Consider the following 16,280-nt stretch of genomic DNA (forward strand, 5'->3'; position numbering starts at 1 on the left):
GATTTTGTAACTTCTATTGTTAGGTTTGTTACGTCTAAATCTTCGCCAACTTTGTATTCTGTTTTATGGTTTGTGCTATTTACTGCTATAGCTGTTACTGTTGGTGCTTTATCTTTTAATTTTGCTGTCAAAGTAATATCATTGTCAGGCATTGTAATTGTAAGTGGATTTTCTTTCTTTTGAGTATCTGTAAGAGTTATACCAGTTGCTTCCCATGCGTCAAATTCTTTGTCAGTCGGTACTGTTGCTGTTACTGTTACAGATTCTCCTTGTTTTGCTGTTGCTGCACTTGAAGTTCCATTTGTCACAGTTATATTGTGTGCTACTTCTTCAACTTTAACTGTCAAATCTACGTCTATTACTTCGTAGTTTTCTGTGTCAGTCGGAGTAAATTCTGCGTAGTAAGTGTTATCTCCTACTGTATCTAATGTTATATTTCCATTTTTCCATTTGAATTGTGCTGGTAAATCTACTGTTGAAAGCTTATCGCCTTTTTTGCCTGTTAAATTTGCAGGCTCTGTATATGTTGGTCTTGCTTTTTTAATTGCAAATGAAATTTCTTTATCATTTGTAGTTCCATCGCTCCACATATATCCTGCTTCAAGCGTTGCCTTTGCAGTATATGTGCCTGCGTTTGTTTCGATATTTCCTGTTAATGTGTAGCCTGTTCCTTCATTTACACCTATTTGAGGACTTCCATTGTAAACTAAATTGGTCTTTGCTGTTGGAATGTTCACAGGTGTTAACGGTGAAGCTTCTCTTGTAACAGTTACCTTATATATGTTCGTGCTCTTTCCATCTTTAGAAGTAACCTCAAATGTATATACGCTAGCCTCGTCAGTTAAACCAGCATTATTTGTATTATAACCAGTTGAAAGTTTGTTACTGAATCCTAAATCAGCTCCATCTTTCTTGGCAACAATTTTTTGTCCTTCGTCATCCCAAGCTAAGAAGAAATAAATTTTATTATATTTATTAGGAATAGCTAATGTATATTCCTTTGTTGCTCTATCATAATTAGGTGTAACACTAAAAGTATCCCAAGCACCCATGCCGGCACCGGAAACATAAGCCTTTATATCCTTTAACTCTGCACTTACTGCTGGATCAATTTTATAAATAGCCTCAACTTTTACATTTCTTGCGGGCATCTTAAACCTTGTAGATGCATTTGTTGGATTTAAAATAGTTATGTCATTGCCATCTTTTTTCCAATAATCAAAAACTTTTCCTTGAGGGGCAGTAGTTGCATCTATATAAACAATGTCGTCCACATAAGCAGGGTTAGGACTTGCAGTACCATTAACAACTTCTACATTGTATAAATCTGAAGCATTACCTCTTTTTACTTTGACAGTGTAAGTGTTAGTATTTTTTTATCTTTAGATGTTACTTCAAATGTAAATACAGTTTCTAATTTAGTCAAATCTGTAGCTATTGTATCATACCCACTTGAAAGTGTATCTAATCTTAAATCCACTCCGTCTTTCTTGGCAACAATTGTTTGATCTTTATCATCCCATGCTAAGTAAAAGTAAGCTTTGTTGTAATCTTTGTCAACATTTAATGTATAAGTATTAGTTACTCTGTCGTATACTGGATTAAGATCTTTTGTCTCCCAGCCGGTACTATCTTTTTTAACTTTAGCCACGATATCGTCTAACTCCGCACTTACTTCCGGATCAATTTTATAAATTGCTTCTACAGTTACATCTCTATCAGGCATAGTAAAGCCTGTAGAAGAATTTGCTATGTTTGTAAAACTGATATCATTTTTATCACTTTTCCATATATCAAAAACTTTTCCGGCAGGAGCTGGATTAGCTTTTATGGTTATATAGTCTCCCGCAAAAGCCATGGTCTTATTTGCTTTTCCATTCTTGACAGTTATTTTCTTTAAATTAGCTACATCACCTCTTATAACTGTAACGTAGTATGTGTCAGAATTGGTCTTGTCCTTTGAAGTAACTTTAAATTCAAACTCTGTAGAGCTTTCATTTAAGTATTTCGTATCAGTAGTAAAACCGTTGGCTGCATTTGCTAAACTTAGAGCATTGCCATTCATTTTGACTTCGAATGCTTGGCCGTCTTTTGCCCATCCAATGTAAAAATAAATGTCAGTATAATTTTGTTCGACAGCTATAGTATATCTTTTAGTAGCTGGATCAAAACTTGGATCACAATCTTTTCTTTGCCAGCCACCACTTCTATCAGTAACTTTAGCATATAAATTTTCAAGTTCTGTACTTGAATCGCTTGTATCCAAGGCATATGCTGTATTTTGATTTATTGGCAGCAAAGCAAGCAACATTACAAAAACTAAAATTATTGATAATTTGTTTTTTTAATTCTTCATTTTCTTCACCTCTTAAATATTTTTATTTTTTATTTTGATTTAACTACGCTAATATACTTGTCAAGTAAATTTAATATGCACCGCCTTTGTTGAGGCAATAAAAAAAGTGCTTGCACGCATAAACTGCATGAAAAGCACTAAAATAAATCCACCTAAAAAAGTAGATAAATTAACTATATTGTCTTGTCTTGTCTTGTCTTGTCTTGTCTTGTCTTGTCTTGTCTTGTCTTGTCTTGTCTTGTCTTGTCTTGTCTTGTAAACATTTTATCACCCCAAAATGTTTTGTCAAGTATTTTTTGTGATAATTTTAAATATTTTTCGAAAATATCCTCACACAAAATTCTTTTCTATATTATACTATTTTTTTACAAATTTTACAATATTTTTTTATATTTTTTCTAAATATTTTTTATGAATTGGCATATAAAAAGCAGAATGATTTCTCACTCTGCCTCGTATAATAATATTGATTAAACTATTTTAATTTTTCTCTTAGCTTTTCAAGCATGTCTTTACTCATTGTGTCAAGATCGTATTTAGGCTTCCAGCCCCATTCTTCTCTTGCGCAGCTGTCGTCTAATGAGTTTGGCCATGAATCTGCAATTGCTTGTCTAACTGGGTCAACATTGTATGTCATAGTAAATTCTGGCATGAATTTTTGTATTGACCTTTTAATTTCTTCTGGTTCGAAACTCATTGCAGCGATGTTGAATGCGTTTCTGTGTATTAGTTTTGATCCGTCTGCTTCAATAAGTTGAAGAACTGCATCTAGTGCATCTGGCATATACATCATGTCCATGTATGTACCTTCTTTGATGAAGCATTCGTAAGAACCTTTTTTAATTGCGTCATAATAGATATCAACAGCGTAGTCAGTTGTTCCTCCGCCTGGAAGTGTATCGTATGAGATGATACCAGGGAATCTAACTCCTCTTGTGTCAACGCCAAATCTTAAGTGGTAGTAGTCGCAAAGGTTTTCGCCAGCTACTTTAGTTACACCGTACATAGATGTTGGTCTTTGTAATGTTGTTTGAGGTGTTTTATCCTTTGGTGTTTCTGGTCCAAAGCAAGCGATTGAGCTTGGTGTAAATACTTGGCATTCATTTTCTCTAGCAACTTCCAATACATTGTATAAGCCACCCATGTTGATTTGCCAGCACTTTTGTGGTACCTTTTCGCCAACTGCTGATAGAAGTGCTGCTAAGTGAACTATAGTGTTTACTTGATATTTATCGGCAACTTCTTTAATTCTCTTACCATCTGTAACATCAATTAATTCGAATGGACCTGCGTCTATGATGTCTTTTCTTTCAGGTAATTCTCTAACGTCTGATACAACAACATTGCTGTCGCCGTATTCTTTTCTAAATCTCTTTACAAGTTCAGAACCAATTTGTCCTAAAGCTCCAGTAACTAATACTTTTCTCATTTCTTCCTCCTATTTATATGCAATTGCTTCTATTTCAATAAGCCCATTCTTAGGTAGAGTTGATACCTCTACGCAAGATCTTGCAGGTTTATGACTTGAGAAGTATTTTTCGTAAACGCCATTAACTTTTGAAAAATCTTTCATATCTTTTACAAAGATAGTTGTCTTAACTACGTCTTCTAATGTGAAGCCAGCTTCATTTAAAATTGCTTCTACATTTTTAATGGATTGTTCAGTAGCTTTTTCGATATCATCAGAAATCAACTCTCCTGTTTCAGGATTGATAGGTAGTTGACCTGATGTGAAACAAAATCTTTCAAAAGCTATCGCTTGTGAATATGGTCCTACAGCACCTGGTGCTTTTTTAGTGTCTACACTTTTTAGACTCATTGTTATTCCTCACTTTCTGTTTCTAAATTTTTCCATAATCTTTCAAGATTATAGTATTCTCTATCATCGCTTAAAAATATGTGAACGATTATGTCTTCATAATCCATGATTATCCAATTGCTTGTTGCTTTGCCTTCAACGCGTCTTGGCAATACGCCTTGTACGGCAAGTTTTTCATCAATCTCGTCCATGATTGACTCAGCTTGTGATTTATTATTGGCTGAACAGATTACAAAATAATCAGCAATAGAACTTCTATCTCCTATAAATATAGTATCAATGTCAAAGCCCTTCTTCGCTTCAATTGTATTTTGAATTATTTCTAACTTTTCTTTAACTTCCAAAAATTATTCTCCTTTCAACTCCAATAATAATGAATTTCTTGTTTTTAATGATTGTGTGTGAACGTATAAGCCCTCTTCAAGTAAATAGCAAAGGCTCAAGTTCACTGCTTCATACGCTGCCTTTGTAAGGCCTTCGTATTTAAACTCTCTAAGCTTTTCCGCCATGGAATAAGTTCTTAAAGGCTCTGCAAAGTCTGCGTAAAACACAATCTTTTCTAAATCACTCATATTTTCTCTTCCAAGAGCGTGATTTTTTATAGCTAAAAGCACTTCTTCGTCCTCTATGCCGTACTCATCTCTTGCTATATAGTAGCCGAGTAAAGAGTGAAGCACTTTTATAGTGTGATTTAAGTCACCATCAATTATTATATCAAATTCTTTTGCCTTTTGCAATATCTTATCTTTATCTTTATATTTTGCACAGTCGTGTAAAAGTCCTGCGACTTTTGCCTTTTCTTCGTCTACGCCATAGTATTTTGCGAGCTCTACTGAAAAATTCATAACTGATAAAGAGTGCTCGTACCTTGACGGCTTTACTTCGCTTTTTAGTTTTTCTTTAAACTTTTCAATATCATACATATAGCTTCTCATCCTTTATATATCTATAAACTTTATCTGCTACAAGATATTTTATATCTTTTTTATTTTTAATCATGTCTCTTATATCGCTTGAAGAAATATCTATTCTCTTATTGTCTAAAATTTTTATATGAGCAGAATATTTTTTTTCATATTCATTTATCTTCTCATTTATTATCTTATCACTTTCATCTCTTTTTAATACAAGAAATTTGTATTTTTTCAAAAGCTTTTCTTTTTCATACCACCAATCAAGATTCATAAGACTATCTGAGCCTATAAGTATGGTGATGTCATCATCACTAAGCTTTGAAATCTTTTCAAGGATCAAGTAAAGCTTTCCTTCTAGATTATATCTCTTTTCTATGCTTGAATAGGCAAATTTATCATTGTCTTTAATCGCCATCTTTAACATTTTAAGTCTTGTATCAAAATCAAGGGTATCCTTATAATATGGATTCATAGTCGGAATAAAGACTACTTTATCAAAGCCCTCTTCATTTATACAATGCTCAGCCAATATTAAATGCCCATTGTGAATGGGATTAAATGTGCCGCCAAAAATAAGTATCTTATTTTTCATCTTGCAAAAGTCTCGGTCTCTTTAACGACTCTCTGTAAATTACAAATATTGAGCCAATTTGTTGAACGAACTCACAGTTAAGCTCTTCCATAAGAAAGACTTGTGCTTCTTTTACATCTTCTGATGAATTATTTAAAACTCTGATCTTAACAATTTCATTCTTTTCTAAATAATCATCGATCTGATTGATAAATTCAGCCGAAATGCCTTCCTTGCCTATTTGAAATGTAGCTTTTAAATTTTGTGCGATTGATTTTAATTTTGCTCTTTCTTTTCCTGTCATAATATCACCTATCTATAATAATCAAACTCGAAGCCGCATACATCGACTGTATCTGAGTCTTCTAGTCCAAGCTCTCTAAGCTCGTCCATGATACCTTCTTTTTCAAGGAATCTTTGGAAATATCTTAGTGAGTCTATATTGTCAGCATAAACGCCTGCTAAAACGTTTTCGACCTTTGTTCCTTCAACAAAGTATATGCCACCTGACTTATATACATGAACAGGAATGTCTGTATCCTCTTTAATGTATACTTCGTCATCGAATGTTTCGTTAACATTTCTTGGCATGTCCTTGATGATGTCATATAGCTTATACTTAAGCATCTCAACGCCTTCAAGCGTTGCACTACTTGTAATAACGCTATCGTAGCCCATCTCTTTGAACTCGCTTTGAAGCTTTTCTAGATCTTCTTTTTCGTAAACTAAATCTGCCTTATTTAATACGACTAATTGCTTTTTGTCTTTTAATTTTTCATTATAAGAGAATAATTCTTCGTTTATCTTTTTAAAGTCCTCAATAGGATTTTCTCTTTCTGATTTTGATGCATCAACGACGTGAGCAAGTACATTGGTCCTTTCTATATGCTTTAAGAAGCTGTGGCCAAGTCCTAGACCTTCGTGTGCGCCCTCTATAAGCCCTGGTATGTCTGCCGCAACAAAGCTGTTATTGTCCTTTGTTGTAACTACGCCAAGGTTTGGCTCAAGTGTTGTGAAGTGATAGTTAGCAATCTTTGGTTTTGCTCTTGATATCACCGATAAAAGCGATGATTTACCTACGTTTGGGTAGCCTATGAAGCCAACGTCTGCTATAAGCTTTAACTCAAGTATTACTTTTATCTCTTCACCTTTTTTACCAGGCTCTGCAAATGTTGGTGCCTGTCTTACAGAGTTTTTGAACTTTGCATTACCTCTGCCGCCTCTGCCGCCTTTGGCTATGATGACTTCATCGCCATCATTTTTTAAGTCCATAATAAGTCCCTTAGAGTTATACTCCTTAACAAGTGTACCAACAGGAACTTTAAGGACTAAGTCCTCACCATCTTTACCATATTGCAATTTATTTTTGCCATTTTCACCATTTTCAGCTTTAAATATTCTCTTATGTTTAAAATCTATAAGCGTTCTCATATTTGAGTCAGCTTTTAAAATTATGGATGCGCCCTTGCCTCCATCTCCGCCGTAAGGTCCTCCAGCAGGTTCAAACTTTTCTCTTCTCCAGCCGACCATGCCGTCTCCGCCCTTACCAGCTTTTAATTCTAATACTACCATGTCTAACACGTTATCACCACCTTAATAAAAAAGGAACCGTGTACCGGTTCCTTAAAACTATGCTAAAACTTCTTTTGGATATACACTTACTTGTTTTCTTTTCTTGTCTTTTCTTTCGAATTTAACAACGCCATCAATCATAGCAAAAAGTGTATCGTCTTTTCCTCTACCGACATTATTACCGGGATGAATCTTTGTTCCTCTTTGTCTTACAAGAATGTTACCTGATAGAACGAATTGTCCGTCTCCACGCTTTGTTCCAAGCATTTTTGGCTTACTGTCTCTACCGTTTTTTGAAGAACCAAGTCCCTTTTTAGAGGAGAATAATTGTAAATTAATTTTTAACATTTCTTTACCTCCTTCACATATACAGCCACTCTATCGGAGTGTTCCTTATATATATTTTTAACGCTTAGTAATAAAGACTTTAGTAGTATCTGACTTATGTAGTCCTTTTCAGGATCATCTGTCCTATACTTAAAACTTAATTTAACCTCGTCTTTATCGTCATCTTCATAAATTTCTACGAAGTACTCTTCGTTTTCATTTAATCCTGCTATTTCTTCTAAAGAATTGACCGTTGATATAGAAAGAGCTGAGAGACTTGCGCATATTATGCCATCTTCATGGGCGTAATTTGCATGTCCGTCAAATTCAAATTCTACTATCTTGCCATCTTTCTCGAAAAAACTTACTGTAGTCATAACTAAGCTTCGATCTTAGTTACTTCTAATCTTGTAAATGGTTGTCTATGACCTTTTTTCTTTCTTTCGTTCTTTTTAGGTTTGTATTTGAATACAACAATCTTTTTAGATTTACCTTGTTTCAAAACTTTGCAAGTAACCTTAGCACCTTCTACATAAGGTTTACCCACTTTGTTATCCCCATCATTAGAGACGAAAAGTACATTCTCTAAGCTAATTTCGTCGCCTTCATTAGCTTCTAACTTTTCTACGTGGATTACATCGTTTTCTTTAACCATGTATTGCTTTCCACCTGTTTCTACAATTGCGTACAAGTCTAATACCTCCTCTAACTTAGTCTCGCCATCGTTGGTGATTAACTTAAAACCAATTCTGAGCGGTTTACCTAACTATTATATCAGAAATGATGAAAATGTCAAGCTTTTTTTGAATAATATTTGATATTTTAGCTTTTTTTCTTATCAATCACTTCTTCGAAGCCACAATTTGGACAAGTAATTATATTTTCTTTACTCTTTCTCTTGATTGTTCTGTACTTACCGCACTTAGGACATGGCTCTGAATAAACCTCATCAAACGTAGCAAAATCACAGTTTGGATAGTTAGAGCAGCCGTAAAAAATTCTTCCGCTCTTGGACTTCTTCTTAATTATATCGTGGCCACACTTAGGGCAAAGTGCTCCTGTCTTTTCGACGATTGGCTCAGTGTACTTACACTCAGGGAAGCCCGAGCAGCCAAGGAACTTACCGTACCTAGATCTCTTTACAAGCATTGGCTTTCCGCATAGCTTGCACTTAACGTCAGTCACTTCATCTTTAAGCTCATAGTCCTTTGCTTCTTTCTCGGCTTTTTCTACGTCCTTGATAAAGTCTTCATAAAAGTCCGCTATTACATCCTTCCACTCGACCTTGCCGACAGCGATATCATCAAGTTTGCTCTCTAAATAAGCAGTGAACTTTGCATCGACTATCGAGTTGAAGTTCTCTTCCATAAGCTTAGTAACCGATATACCAAGCTCTGTCGGTATAAACATCTTCTTTTCTATCTCTATATAATTACGATTGATCAGTGTCGATATAGTTGGCGAGTAAGTACTTGGTCTACCTATACCAAGCTCTTCAAGTGCCTTGATCAAAGTTGCTTCTGTATAGTAGCTCTTAGGCTGAGTAAATTTCTTTTCGCCTTCTATTTTTTCTAAATCAACTTTGTCCTTCGCTTTAAACTTGACATCTTTCTTCTCATCGAATTTTTCATACGATGACACTTTTAAGAAACCATCAAACTTTAAGCTCTTATAGTTTGATCTAAATATATATTTACCAGAAGCAAAATCTATAGTCAAAGTATCAAACTTAGCGCTCGCCATTTGCGTCATTAAAAATCTTTGCCAAATTAATCTATAAAGCTTAAGCTCGTCTTGCGACAAGTACTTTGATATTTGACTTGGATTTATGTTTATATTAACTGGTCTTATCGCCTCGTGTGCGTCTTGAGCGTTCTTTGACTTCTTTTGTGCGTAATTATTCTTCTTGTGATATTCCTTGCCATATTGACTAAGAATATGGCTTTGTGCAGCGCTACAAGCTTCATCAGAAAGCCTTGTTGAGTCGGTTCTCATGTAAGTGATGAGACCTGTTTGTGAACCCTTGCCAATGTTGATGCCTTCGTAAAGACTTTGAGCCACCTTCATGGTCTTTGATGAGGAGAAATTTAATATCCTCGATGCATCTTGTTGAAGGGTACTCGTTGTATATGGCGGGCTTGGCATTCTTGATGATACTGATTTTTTGATGCTCTCGCAGATGTGCTCGGCTGCCTTGATCTCTTTAACTATGGCATTCTTCTCTTTAATGTTATGAACATCAAGCTTATTAACTTTGCCTTTGCCATCAATGGTTCCAACAAACTTTGCCTCGAACTCTTCATTTCCATGATTATACAAAGCCTTCAAGTTCCAGTACTCTTCAGGAACAAAGGCATCTATCTCTCTTTTTCTATCAACAATAAGTTTAAGTGCACTCGATTGTACTCTACCTGCTGATAGACCAGATCTGATCTTCTTCCATAGTATTGGGCTTATCTTGTAACCTACAATTCTATCAAGCACTCTTCTTGCTTGTTGAGCGTCTACTAAGTCCATATCAATGCCGCGCGGCTCACCTATAGCCTTAGTTACAGCATTTTTAGTTATTTCATGAAACTCAATTCTGTCAAGCTCCTTTGGATCTATATCTAAAATATAAGCTAAGTGAAAGCTAATTGCCTCACCCTCTCTATCGGGGTCAGTTGCGAGATAAACTCTATCAGCCTTCTTAGCTAAATCCTTTAGCTCGTTGATAATAGGTCCTTTTCCTCTAATATTTATATATTCTGGTTCAAAATTATTTTCTACATCAATCGCAAACCTACTCTTTGGCAGGTCCCTTAAATGTCCCTTCGAAGCAACTATCTTATAAGTCTTTGGCAAAAACTTCGATATAGTCTTCGCCTTTGTCGGGGACTCAACTATAATTAAATCCATCTATCATCACCTTCTGTTCGCATAGTATGTTCTTTGTCCTTGACTCGTTATGACGCCCTTTAGCTCAAGTATTGTTAGTAGAGCCGATAAAGAGGCGCTATCAAGTCCTGCTTTTGCGAGTATTATCTCATAATTTACATCGCCGTTCTTTATTATATCATAAACTTTTCTTTCGTCATCACTTAAATCTAAATTTTCTTTTGCCATAGTTATGGAATTGTCCACCAAACTACTAGTTTCAATTAGGTCATCGATGTTTGTGTATATGCCTGCCCCGTCCCTAATAAGCGTATTGCAGCCCTCACTATTGGCCGAGAAAATGTTGCCTGGCACGGCGTAAACGTCTCTTCCTTGTTCAAGAGCAAGTCTAGCCGTAATTAGTGAACCGCTCCTCTTTTGCGCCTCAACAACTATAACTAATTTAGATAAAGCGCTTATTATTCTATTTCTTACAGGAAAATTATATCTAAGCGGCTGCTCGCCAAGAGGAAACTCTGATATGACCGCTCCGTGATCCGCTATCTCTGCGTAAAGCCTTTCGTTGCGCCTTGGGTATATCTGATCAATGCCATTACCAATAACGGCTATGGTTCTGTTATCATTTTCAAGAGCTGTTTGATGCGCGATTGAGTCGATGCCAAGTGCAAGACCTGATATAATACAGATCTTCTTCATAGATAAATCGCGAGCAATCTCTTTACACGCGAGCTGACCATAGCTTGTGGACTTCCTCGCTCCAACTATAGCAACAGAGTTTTCATCGTCATCAATAATCTTTCCCTTGTAAAACAATAAATATGGTGGGTCGTCTATAAAAAGCAATCTGCTTGGAAAATCTTCGTCAAGAAAAGTCATAAAGTCTGCGTCAATCTTGTCAAGCTTTTCCTTAATTTTATATACGATTGCCTCTTTATCATCATTTACAATCTTATTTATAATTGCATCGGGAAATAGATTTAGCTTTTTTAATGAAGCTCTATCCATATTCATGATATCATTTAGCTCAATATTCAAATCGAATAAGCTAAATACAGCAGCCCTTTCGGCGAAGATGCTGTTTAAATACAAAAGTATATCTCTAGTATCCATCTTATCTCCAGTATTTTTTATCTAGTGTTCTATATTGAATTGCTTCAAGTACGTGCTTTTCTAAAACTAAGTCACTATCAGCTAAATCGGCGATAGTTCTAGCAAGTTTAAGTATTTTATTATAGCTTCTTGCACTGAAATTAAATTTTTTGAAAGCAAATTCCATAATCTCTTGAGCCTTGTCATCAAGTTTGACATATTTCTTAATCATCTTATTTGTAAGCTCTGAGTTTGAGATGATGCCTTCTTTTTTATATCTTTCAAGCTGTCTCTTTCTTGCCCTATTGACCCTCTCACGAATAGTCTCAGACGATTCGCACTCAGTCTTAGAGCTTAGTTCATCGTACTTAACCGGCTTTACCTCGATATGTATGTCGATTCTATCTAATAATGGGCTTGAGATTTTACCTAAGTACCTGTCGATTTGACTTTGAGTGCAAGTGCATTGGTGAGTCTCGTCGCCAAAGTAGCCACATGGACATGGGTTCATAGATGCCACGAACATGAACTTGGATGGATATTTTAGCGTTGCATTAACACGTGAAACTGTTACTTCGCCATCTTCAATTGGCTGTCTTAATACTTCCAAAACTTTTCTAGGAAATTCTGGCAACTCGTCTAAGAACAATACGCCATGATGCGCAAGTGAGACCTCGCCCGGCTTTGGTATTCTTCCTCCGCCTATCAAGGCAACATCTGATGATGTGTGGTGAGGCGACCTGAATGGTCTTCTCTTTACCAGGCCTTCGTCTTTTAATAAGCCTGATATACTATATATCTTTGTGATCTCTATCGCTTCTTCAAAAGTTAAATCAGGTAGTATTGTCGCTAGCCTTCTTGCAGCCATGGTCTTACCTGAGCCTGGTGGTCCTATGATGAGCATATTGTGTCCGCCAGCTGCAGCTATCTCCATAGCTCTCTTAAGACCCTCTTGACCCTTCATATCAGAGAAGTCCACACTGTCATCAACTGTATTTATAATCTCTTCTTCCTCGTTTTTATATGGTTCTATCACAATTTGTCCATTAAGGTAGTCAACTACTTCCCTTAGGTTCTTCACTGGAATTATCTCTATATCCTCAACTATAGCGCACTCTTTTTTGTTCGCGTCAGGTACAATGCATTTTTTCACATTAAGGTCACGCATCGATATAAGCATAGGTAGTGCGCCTTGAACAGAATTTACTGTGCCATCAAGAGCGAGTTCGCCTATGATGACCATATCCGAAGTATCTTGATTGTCAATATCGCCGTTGGCAAGCAAAATTCCTACGGCGATGGCAAGGTCCATCTGAGAACCTTCCTTCTTTTCATTTGCTGGCGCTAAATTTATGGTTATCCTCTTGATTGGAAACTCTATATCCGAGTTCTTTACCGCTGTTCTAACTCTTTCCTTAGACTCTTTTATCGCAGTATCGGCAAGTCCAACGATATTAAATTGTGGTAAGCCACTTGATAAGTCGCTCTCAACGTTAATTATCCTTGCGTTCAAGCCTTGTAAAACACAAGTATTTACTTTAGAATACATCTTTAATCTCCTATCCAAAATGCGTTTTTAATATGCTTAATCTTGTTCGTAGAAAAATTCACTTCAATCACATCAAATCTTGGCTGATAGTTTAAGTTTTGATGCTCATAGAGATAGTACTCAGCCGTTTTGATTATCTTCTTTTGCTTAGATTTGGTAACTGCCTCCATGGGCCTACCATAGTCCATCTTGTTTCTGGCCTTAACCTCAACGAAAATTAGGTACTCATCGTCCCTTGCTATGATGTCTATCTCGCCATCTCTTACCTGATAGTTTTGATCAATTATAAAGTAGCCTTCGTTTTGAAGATATTCCTTAGCTTCTTCTTCGCCAAATCTTCCCTTTTTTCTATTGTCTTTTCTATTAAAATTATTTTGCATCGTCATTACCCAAAAGCTTTCTCAAAAAAGTTTTTCTATGTAGCGGCGTTGGGCCATATTTTAAAATGGCTTCTCTATGTTTTTTAGTGCCATAACCTTTATTATTCTCTAAGTCATAATGAGGATACTTCTCTGCTAAATAAGTAATATCAGCGTCTCTAAGCACCTTGGCTACTATACTTGCCGCAGCTATAGTAAATACAGTAGCATCGCCATGAACAATAGCTCTTTGTTCTACATCTACGTCAATCTTTTCCGCATCAATCAAGATTATATCTGGCTTAAGCTTATTATTCATATCGTCATGAAAGTCTTCGACTGCTCTTTGCATAGCTAGATGAGTTGCCTCTTTAATGTTGATTTCGTCTATCTCTTCGGGGCTAGCCTTGCCAATTCCTATGCCGATGGCATTTTTAACTAGCTCTTTAAAAATTTTTTCTCTCTTCTTTTGACTAAGCTTTTTCGAGTCGTTGACCTCTTCCATAAAAAAGTCCTTTTCAAAAGCTATGGCGCAAGCAAGTACGTCTCCAAAGAAGGGTCCTCTACCTACCTCGTCTATGCCGACTATAATCTTGTGGCCTTCGTCAAAAAGTTTATCTTCGTAATCTTTATTCATCTAGCGGCTCCTCAAGCGAAATTCTGCCTAAAAGTCCTTTTCTGAACTCGTCTACAAGTATATTTATGGCTTTGTACACATCAAGCTCATTACCTTTAAGTATAAAGCCTCTGTTCTTTGCTATCTCTTCAAGTATTTCAAGCTCTGTAGCATCCTCATTAACCTTGTATCTCGCGTTAAGCACACCGCTATAATTACTCTTAAGGAACTTAATTAGAGCGATGGCGATGTCATCTTTATTAAGTATCTCATCTTTGATTGAGCCGATGAAAGCAAGGTTCATGCCTATCTCTTGGCTTTCGAATTTTGGCCACAAAACGCCTGGCGTATCAAGAAGCATAAAGTCATTATCGACCCTAATCCATTGGTTCTTCTTAGTTACACCTGGTTTGTTGCCTGTTTTAAGGCTCTTTTTATTATTCATTAAGTTAATAAAAGTAGACTTGCCAACATTTGGTATGCCGACAACCATGGCCTTGATAGGTCCGAAGTGCTCTCTTTGCTTGTGCTCTTTGTGGTAATTATCGACCTCTTTGCGTGATAAGTCAATAATTATCTTCACGTTCGATTTGTCTTTCGCGTTGAACTCAATGCACTTTGCGTCTTTATAATGAGCTATCCATTTTTTGTTAACTCTATCATCTGCTAAGTCCGCTTTATTTAATAATATAATCTTGGCTTTGTTTGCCGTTATTTCTTTGATTATGGGGTTAGTGCTCGACATAGGTGCTCGCGCATCTATTAGCTCGATAACTATATCGACTAACTTTGACATCTCTAGTAAAGACTCTCTGGTCTTCTTCATATGTCCAGGGTACCAGTTTATATTCATAGCATACACCTTCCTAACTATCTTCTATATTATCACAAAAGACAGTCAATGTAAATAAATATCGCAAAGAAAAAAGACACTCTCTCAATAGAATGTCTTTAAATCAATTAAAACGATTGTTTTTCTCTAACTTTAGCAGCTTTACCAACTCTGTCTCTTAAGTAGTAAAGTTTAGCTCTTCTAACTCTACCTTTTCTAACAAGAACGATCTTGTCGATTCTTGGAGAGTGAAGTAAGAATGTTCTTTCAACACCAATACCATATGACAATCTTCTTACTGTAAATGTTTCTTTAGCTCCGCCGTTTTGTCTCTTAATTACAGTACCTTCGTACACTTGGATTCTTTCACGTGTACCTTCTACAACTTTATAGTGAACTTGAACAGTGTCACCTACATGAAATTGAGGAATGTTGTCTCTTAATTGTTGTGCTTCAAGCATCTTAATATAGTCCATCTTAGTCCTCCTTCTTTAGTTTATTTAATATTTCTCTCAAATTTTTCATTTCCTTTTTATCTAGCTTAGCAAAATCAAGTAAGTCTATCCTGTTTTTAACAGTTGCCTTGAATGACTCAATGAGTCTAAAGTCATCGACATCTTGATGGTTTCCACTAAGCAGTACATCTGGAACCTTATCCCCATCCAGATCATATGGTCTGGTGTACTGAGGATACTCTAAAAAATTTGACATGTGAGTTTCGTCTGAATACGAATCTTCTTTTATTACTGAATCAACTAACCTCGATACGGTATCTATGATTACCATAGCGGGTAGTTCTCCACCGGTCAATACATAATCCCCGATAGATATCTCTTCATCGACATAGTTTTGGATGATTCTCTCATCTAAACCTTCGTAATGCCCACAAAGAATTGTTATCTCGTCAAGTTTTGCATACTCTTTGGCCAAGTCTTGATTGAATAGTTTGCCCTTCGGTGAAAGATATATAAGCTTTTTGGGCTTAATATCTTCTAAGCAGTCCTTAAGAACATCCGCTCTTAAAAGCATGCCGCTGCCACCACCATATGGGTAGTCATCAACTTTATTGTGCTTGTCCTTAGAGTAGTCTCTAAAATTAATAAGATTGATCTCTATAAGCTCATTGTCTATAGCCCTTTTGATTATACTAAAATCAGTCAGTGCTGTAAACATCTCTGGGAACAGCGTTAAGACGTTAAACTTTATCATAAGATACCTTCTATGAGTTTGACCTTGATCTTTTTATTTTTCAAGTCAAGTTCTTTGATAAAGGCTTTAACAAAAGGAATAAGTGCTTCCTTGCCGTCATGATCCACAACTAGCACGTGATTTGCGCTCGTTTCCATGACATCTTTAACAGTGCCAATAAACTCGTCTGCTTCGCTATAAACTTCCATGG

General features: G+C 36.1%; 21 protein-coding genes and 1 other annotated feature. All 21 genes read right to left on the reverse strand.

Annotation, left to right across the window (positions count from 1 at the left end):
- Nucleotides 1-1,274, reverse strand: a 1,274-nt coding sequence (locus Q0E71_RS04400; protein WP_294796418.1) for a cadherin-like beta sandwich domain-containing protein, incomplete at its 3' end; no start/stop codon positions are given.
- Between the two features lie 71 nt (nt 1,275-1,345).
- Complete coding sequence (locus tag Q0E71_RS04405) at nt 1,346-2,299, reverse strand: cadherin-like beta sandwich domain-containing protein (protein ID WP_294796420.1); 954 nt, start codon at nt 2,297-2,299, stop codon at nt 1,346-1,348.
- A gap of 532 nt (nt 2,300-2,831) precedes the next feature.
- Nucleotides 2,832-3,785: an L-threonine 3-dehydrogenase gene (locus tag Q0E71_RS04410; RefSeq protein WP_294796422.1), complete on the reverse strand. Its 954-nt coding sequence runs from the start codon at nt 3,783-3,785 to the stop codon at nt 2,832-2,834.
- 9 nt (nt 3,786-3,794) lie between these two features.
- Entirely contained in the window at nt 3,795-4,175 is a 381-nt protein-coding gene (locus Q0E71_RS04415; RefSeq protein WP_294796424.1) for a RidA family protein, read from the reverse strand.
- A gap of 2 nt (nt 4,176-4,177) precedes the next feature.
- A complete protein-coding gene (rsfS, locus tag Q0E71_RS04420) occupies nt 4,178-4,519 on the reverse strand; it encodes a ribosome silencing factor (protein ID WP_294796426.1) in 342 nt (113 codons plus the stop codon).
- Nucleotides 4,520-4,522: 3 nt separating this feature from the next.
- Nucleotides 4,523-5,098 (reverse strand): bis(5'-nucleosyl)-tetraphosphatase (symmetrical) YqeK, encoded by a 576-nt coding sequence (gene yqeK, locus Q0E71_RS04425; protein ID WP_294796428.1) that lies wholly within the window; start codon nt 5,096-5,098, stop codon nt 4,523-4,525.
- The gene (gene nadD, locus Q0E71_RS04430; protein WP_294796430.1) at nt 5,091-5,681 is read right to left on the reverse strand and encodes a nicotinate (nicotinamide) nucleotide adenylyltransferase; all 591 of its coding nucleotides are present in this window, start codon (nt 5,679-5,681) and stop codon (nt 5,091-5,093) included. The genes yqeK and nadD overlap by 8 nt, the downstream gene beginning before the upstream one ends.
- Nucleotides 5,671-5,964, reverse strand: a complete 294-nt coding sequence (locus Q0E71_RS04435) for a YhbY family RNA-binding protein (RefSeq protein ID WP_294796432.1) — start codon at nt 5,962-5,964, stop codon at nt 5,671-5,673. The genes nadD and Q0E71_RS04435 overlap by 11 nt, the downstream gene beginning before the upstream one ends.
- Before the next feature lie 8 nt (nt 5,965-5,972).
- On the reverse strand, nt 5,973-7,232 hold the full coding sequence (obgE, locus tag Q0E71_RS04440; RefSeq protein ID WP_294796459.1) for a GTPase ObgE: 1,260 nt from the start codon (nt 7,230-7,232) through the stop codon (nt 5,973-5,975).
- Nucleotides 7,233-7,289: 57 nt separating this feature from the next.
- Nucleotides 7,290-7,580 carry a 50S ribosomal protein L27 gene (gene rpmA, locus Q0E71_RS04445; RefSeq protein WP_019214708.1) on the reverse strand — a complete coding sequence of 97 codons (291 nt, stop codon included), beginning with the start codon at nt 7,578-7,580 and terminating at the stop codon, nt 7,290-7,292.
- Nucleotides 7,574-7,936 carry a ribosomal-processing cysteine protease Prp gene (locus tag Q0E71_RS04450; RefSeq protein ID WP_294796435.1) on the reverse strand — a complete coding sequence of 121 codons (363 nt, stop codon included), beginning with the start codon at nt 7,934-7,936 and terminating at the stop codon, nt 7,574-7,576. Before Q0E71_RS04450 ends, rpmA begins: the two co-directional genes overlap by 7 nt.
- Before the next feature lie 2 nt (nt 7,937-7,938).
- On the reverse strand, nt 7,939-8,250 hold the full coding sequence (gene rplU / locus Q0E71_RS04455) for a 50S ribosomal protein L21 (protein WP_294796437.1): 312 nt from the start codon (nt 8,248-8,250) through the stop codon (nt 7,939-7,941).
- Between the two features lie 11 nt (nt 8,251-8,261).
- Nucleotides 8,262-8,327 (reverse strand) — a sequence feature (ribosomal protein L21 leader region).
- 54 nt (nt 8,328-8,381) lie between these two features.
- A complete protein-coding gene (gene topA, locus Q0E71_RS04460; RefSeq protein ID WP_294796439.1) occupies nt 8,382-10,457 on the reverse strand; it encodes a type I DNA topoisomerase in 2,076 nt (691 codons plus the stop codon).
- A 6-nt stretch (nt 10,458-10,463) separates the two neighbouring features.
- Nucleotides 10,464-11,546: a DNA-processing protein DprA gene (dprA, locus tag Q0E71_RS04465; RefSeq protein WP_294796441.1), complete on the reverse strand. Its 1,083-nt coding sequence runs from the start codon at nt 11,544-11,546 to the stop codon at nt 10,464-10,466.
- A gap of 1 nt (nt 11,547) precedes the next feature.
- Nucleotides 11,548-13,074 carry a YifB family Mg chelatase-like AAA ATPase gene (locus Q0E71_RS04470; RefSeq protein ID WP_294796443.1) on the reverse strand — a complete coding sequence of 509 codons (1,527 nt, stop codon included), beginning with the start codon at nt 13,072-13,074 and terminating at the stop codon, nt 11,548-11,550.
- Between the two features lie 2 nt (nt 13,075-13,076).
- Nucleotides 13,077-13,454, reverse strand: coding sequence for a YraN family protein (locus Q0E71_RS04475; RefSeq protein WP_294796446.1), 378 nt, complete (start codon nt 13,452-13,454; stop codon nt 13,077-13,079).
- Complete coding sequence (locus tag Q0E71_RS04480) at nt 13,444-14,070, reverse strand: ribonuclease HII (protein ID WP_294796448.1); 627 nt, start codon at nt 14,068-14,070, stop codon at nt 13,444-13,446. The genes Q0E71_RS04475 and Q0E71_RS04480 overlap by 11 nt, the downstream gene beginning before the upstream one ends.
- A complete protein-coding gene (gene ylqF / locus Q0E71_RS04485; RefSeq protein ID WP_294796450.1) occupies nt 14,063-14,902 on the reverse strand; it encodes a ribosome biogenesis GTPase YlqF in 840 nt (279 codons plus the stop codon). Before ylqF ends, Q0E71_RS04480 begins: the two co-directional genes overlap by 8 nt.
- Nucleotides 14,903-15,009: 107 nt before the next feature.
- On the reverse strand, nt 15,010-15,357 hold the full coding sequence (gene rplS / locus Q0E71_RS04490; RefSeq protein WP_294796452.1) for a 50S ribosomal protein L19: 348 nt from the start codon (nt 15,355-15,357) through the stop codon (nt 15,010-15,012).
- Nucleotide 15,358: 1 nt separating this feature from the next.
- Nucleotides 15,359-16,090, reverse strand: coding sequence for a tRNA (guanosine(37)-N1)-methyltransferase TrmD (trmD, locus tag Q0E71_RS04495; RefSeq protein WP_294796455.1), 732 nt, complete (start codon nt 16,088-16,090; stop codon nt 15,359-15,361).
- The coding region (locus Q0E71_RS04500) for a ribosome maturation factor RimM (protein WP_294796457.1) at nt 16,087-16,280 on the reverse strand (194 nt) is incomplete at its 5' end. The genes trmD and Q0E71_RS04500, both read right to left, overlap by 4 nt.

This window comes from uncultured Fenollaria sp. (assembly GCF_934202865.1).
GTDB lineage: Bacteria > Bacillota > Clostridia > Tissierellales > Peptoniphilaceae > Fenollaria.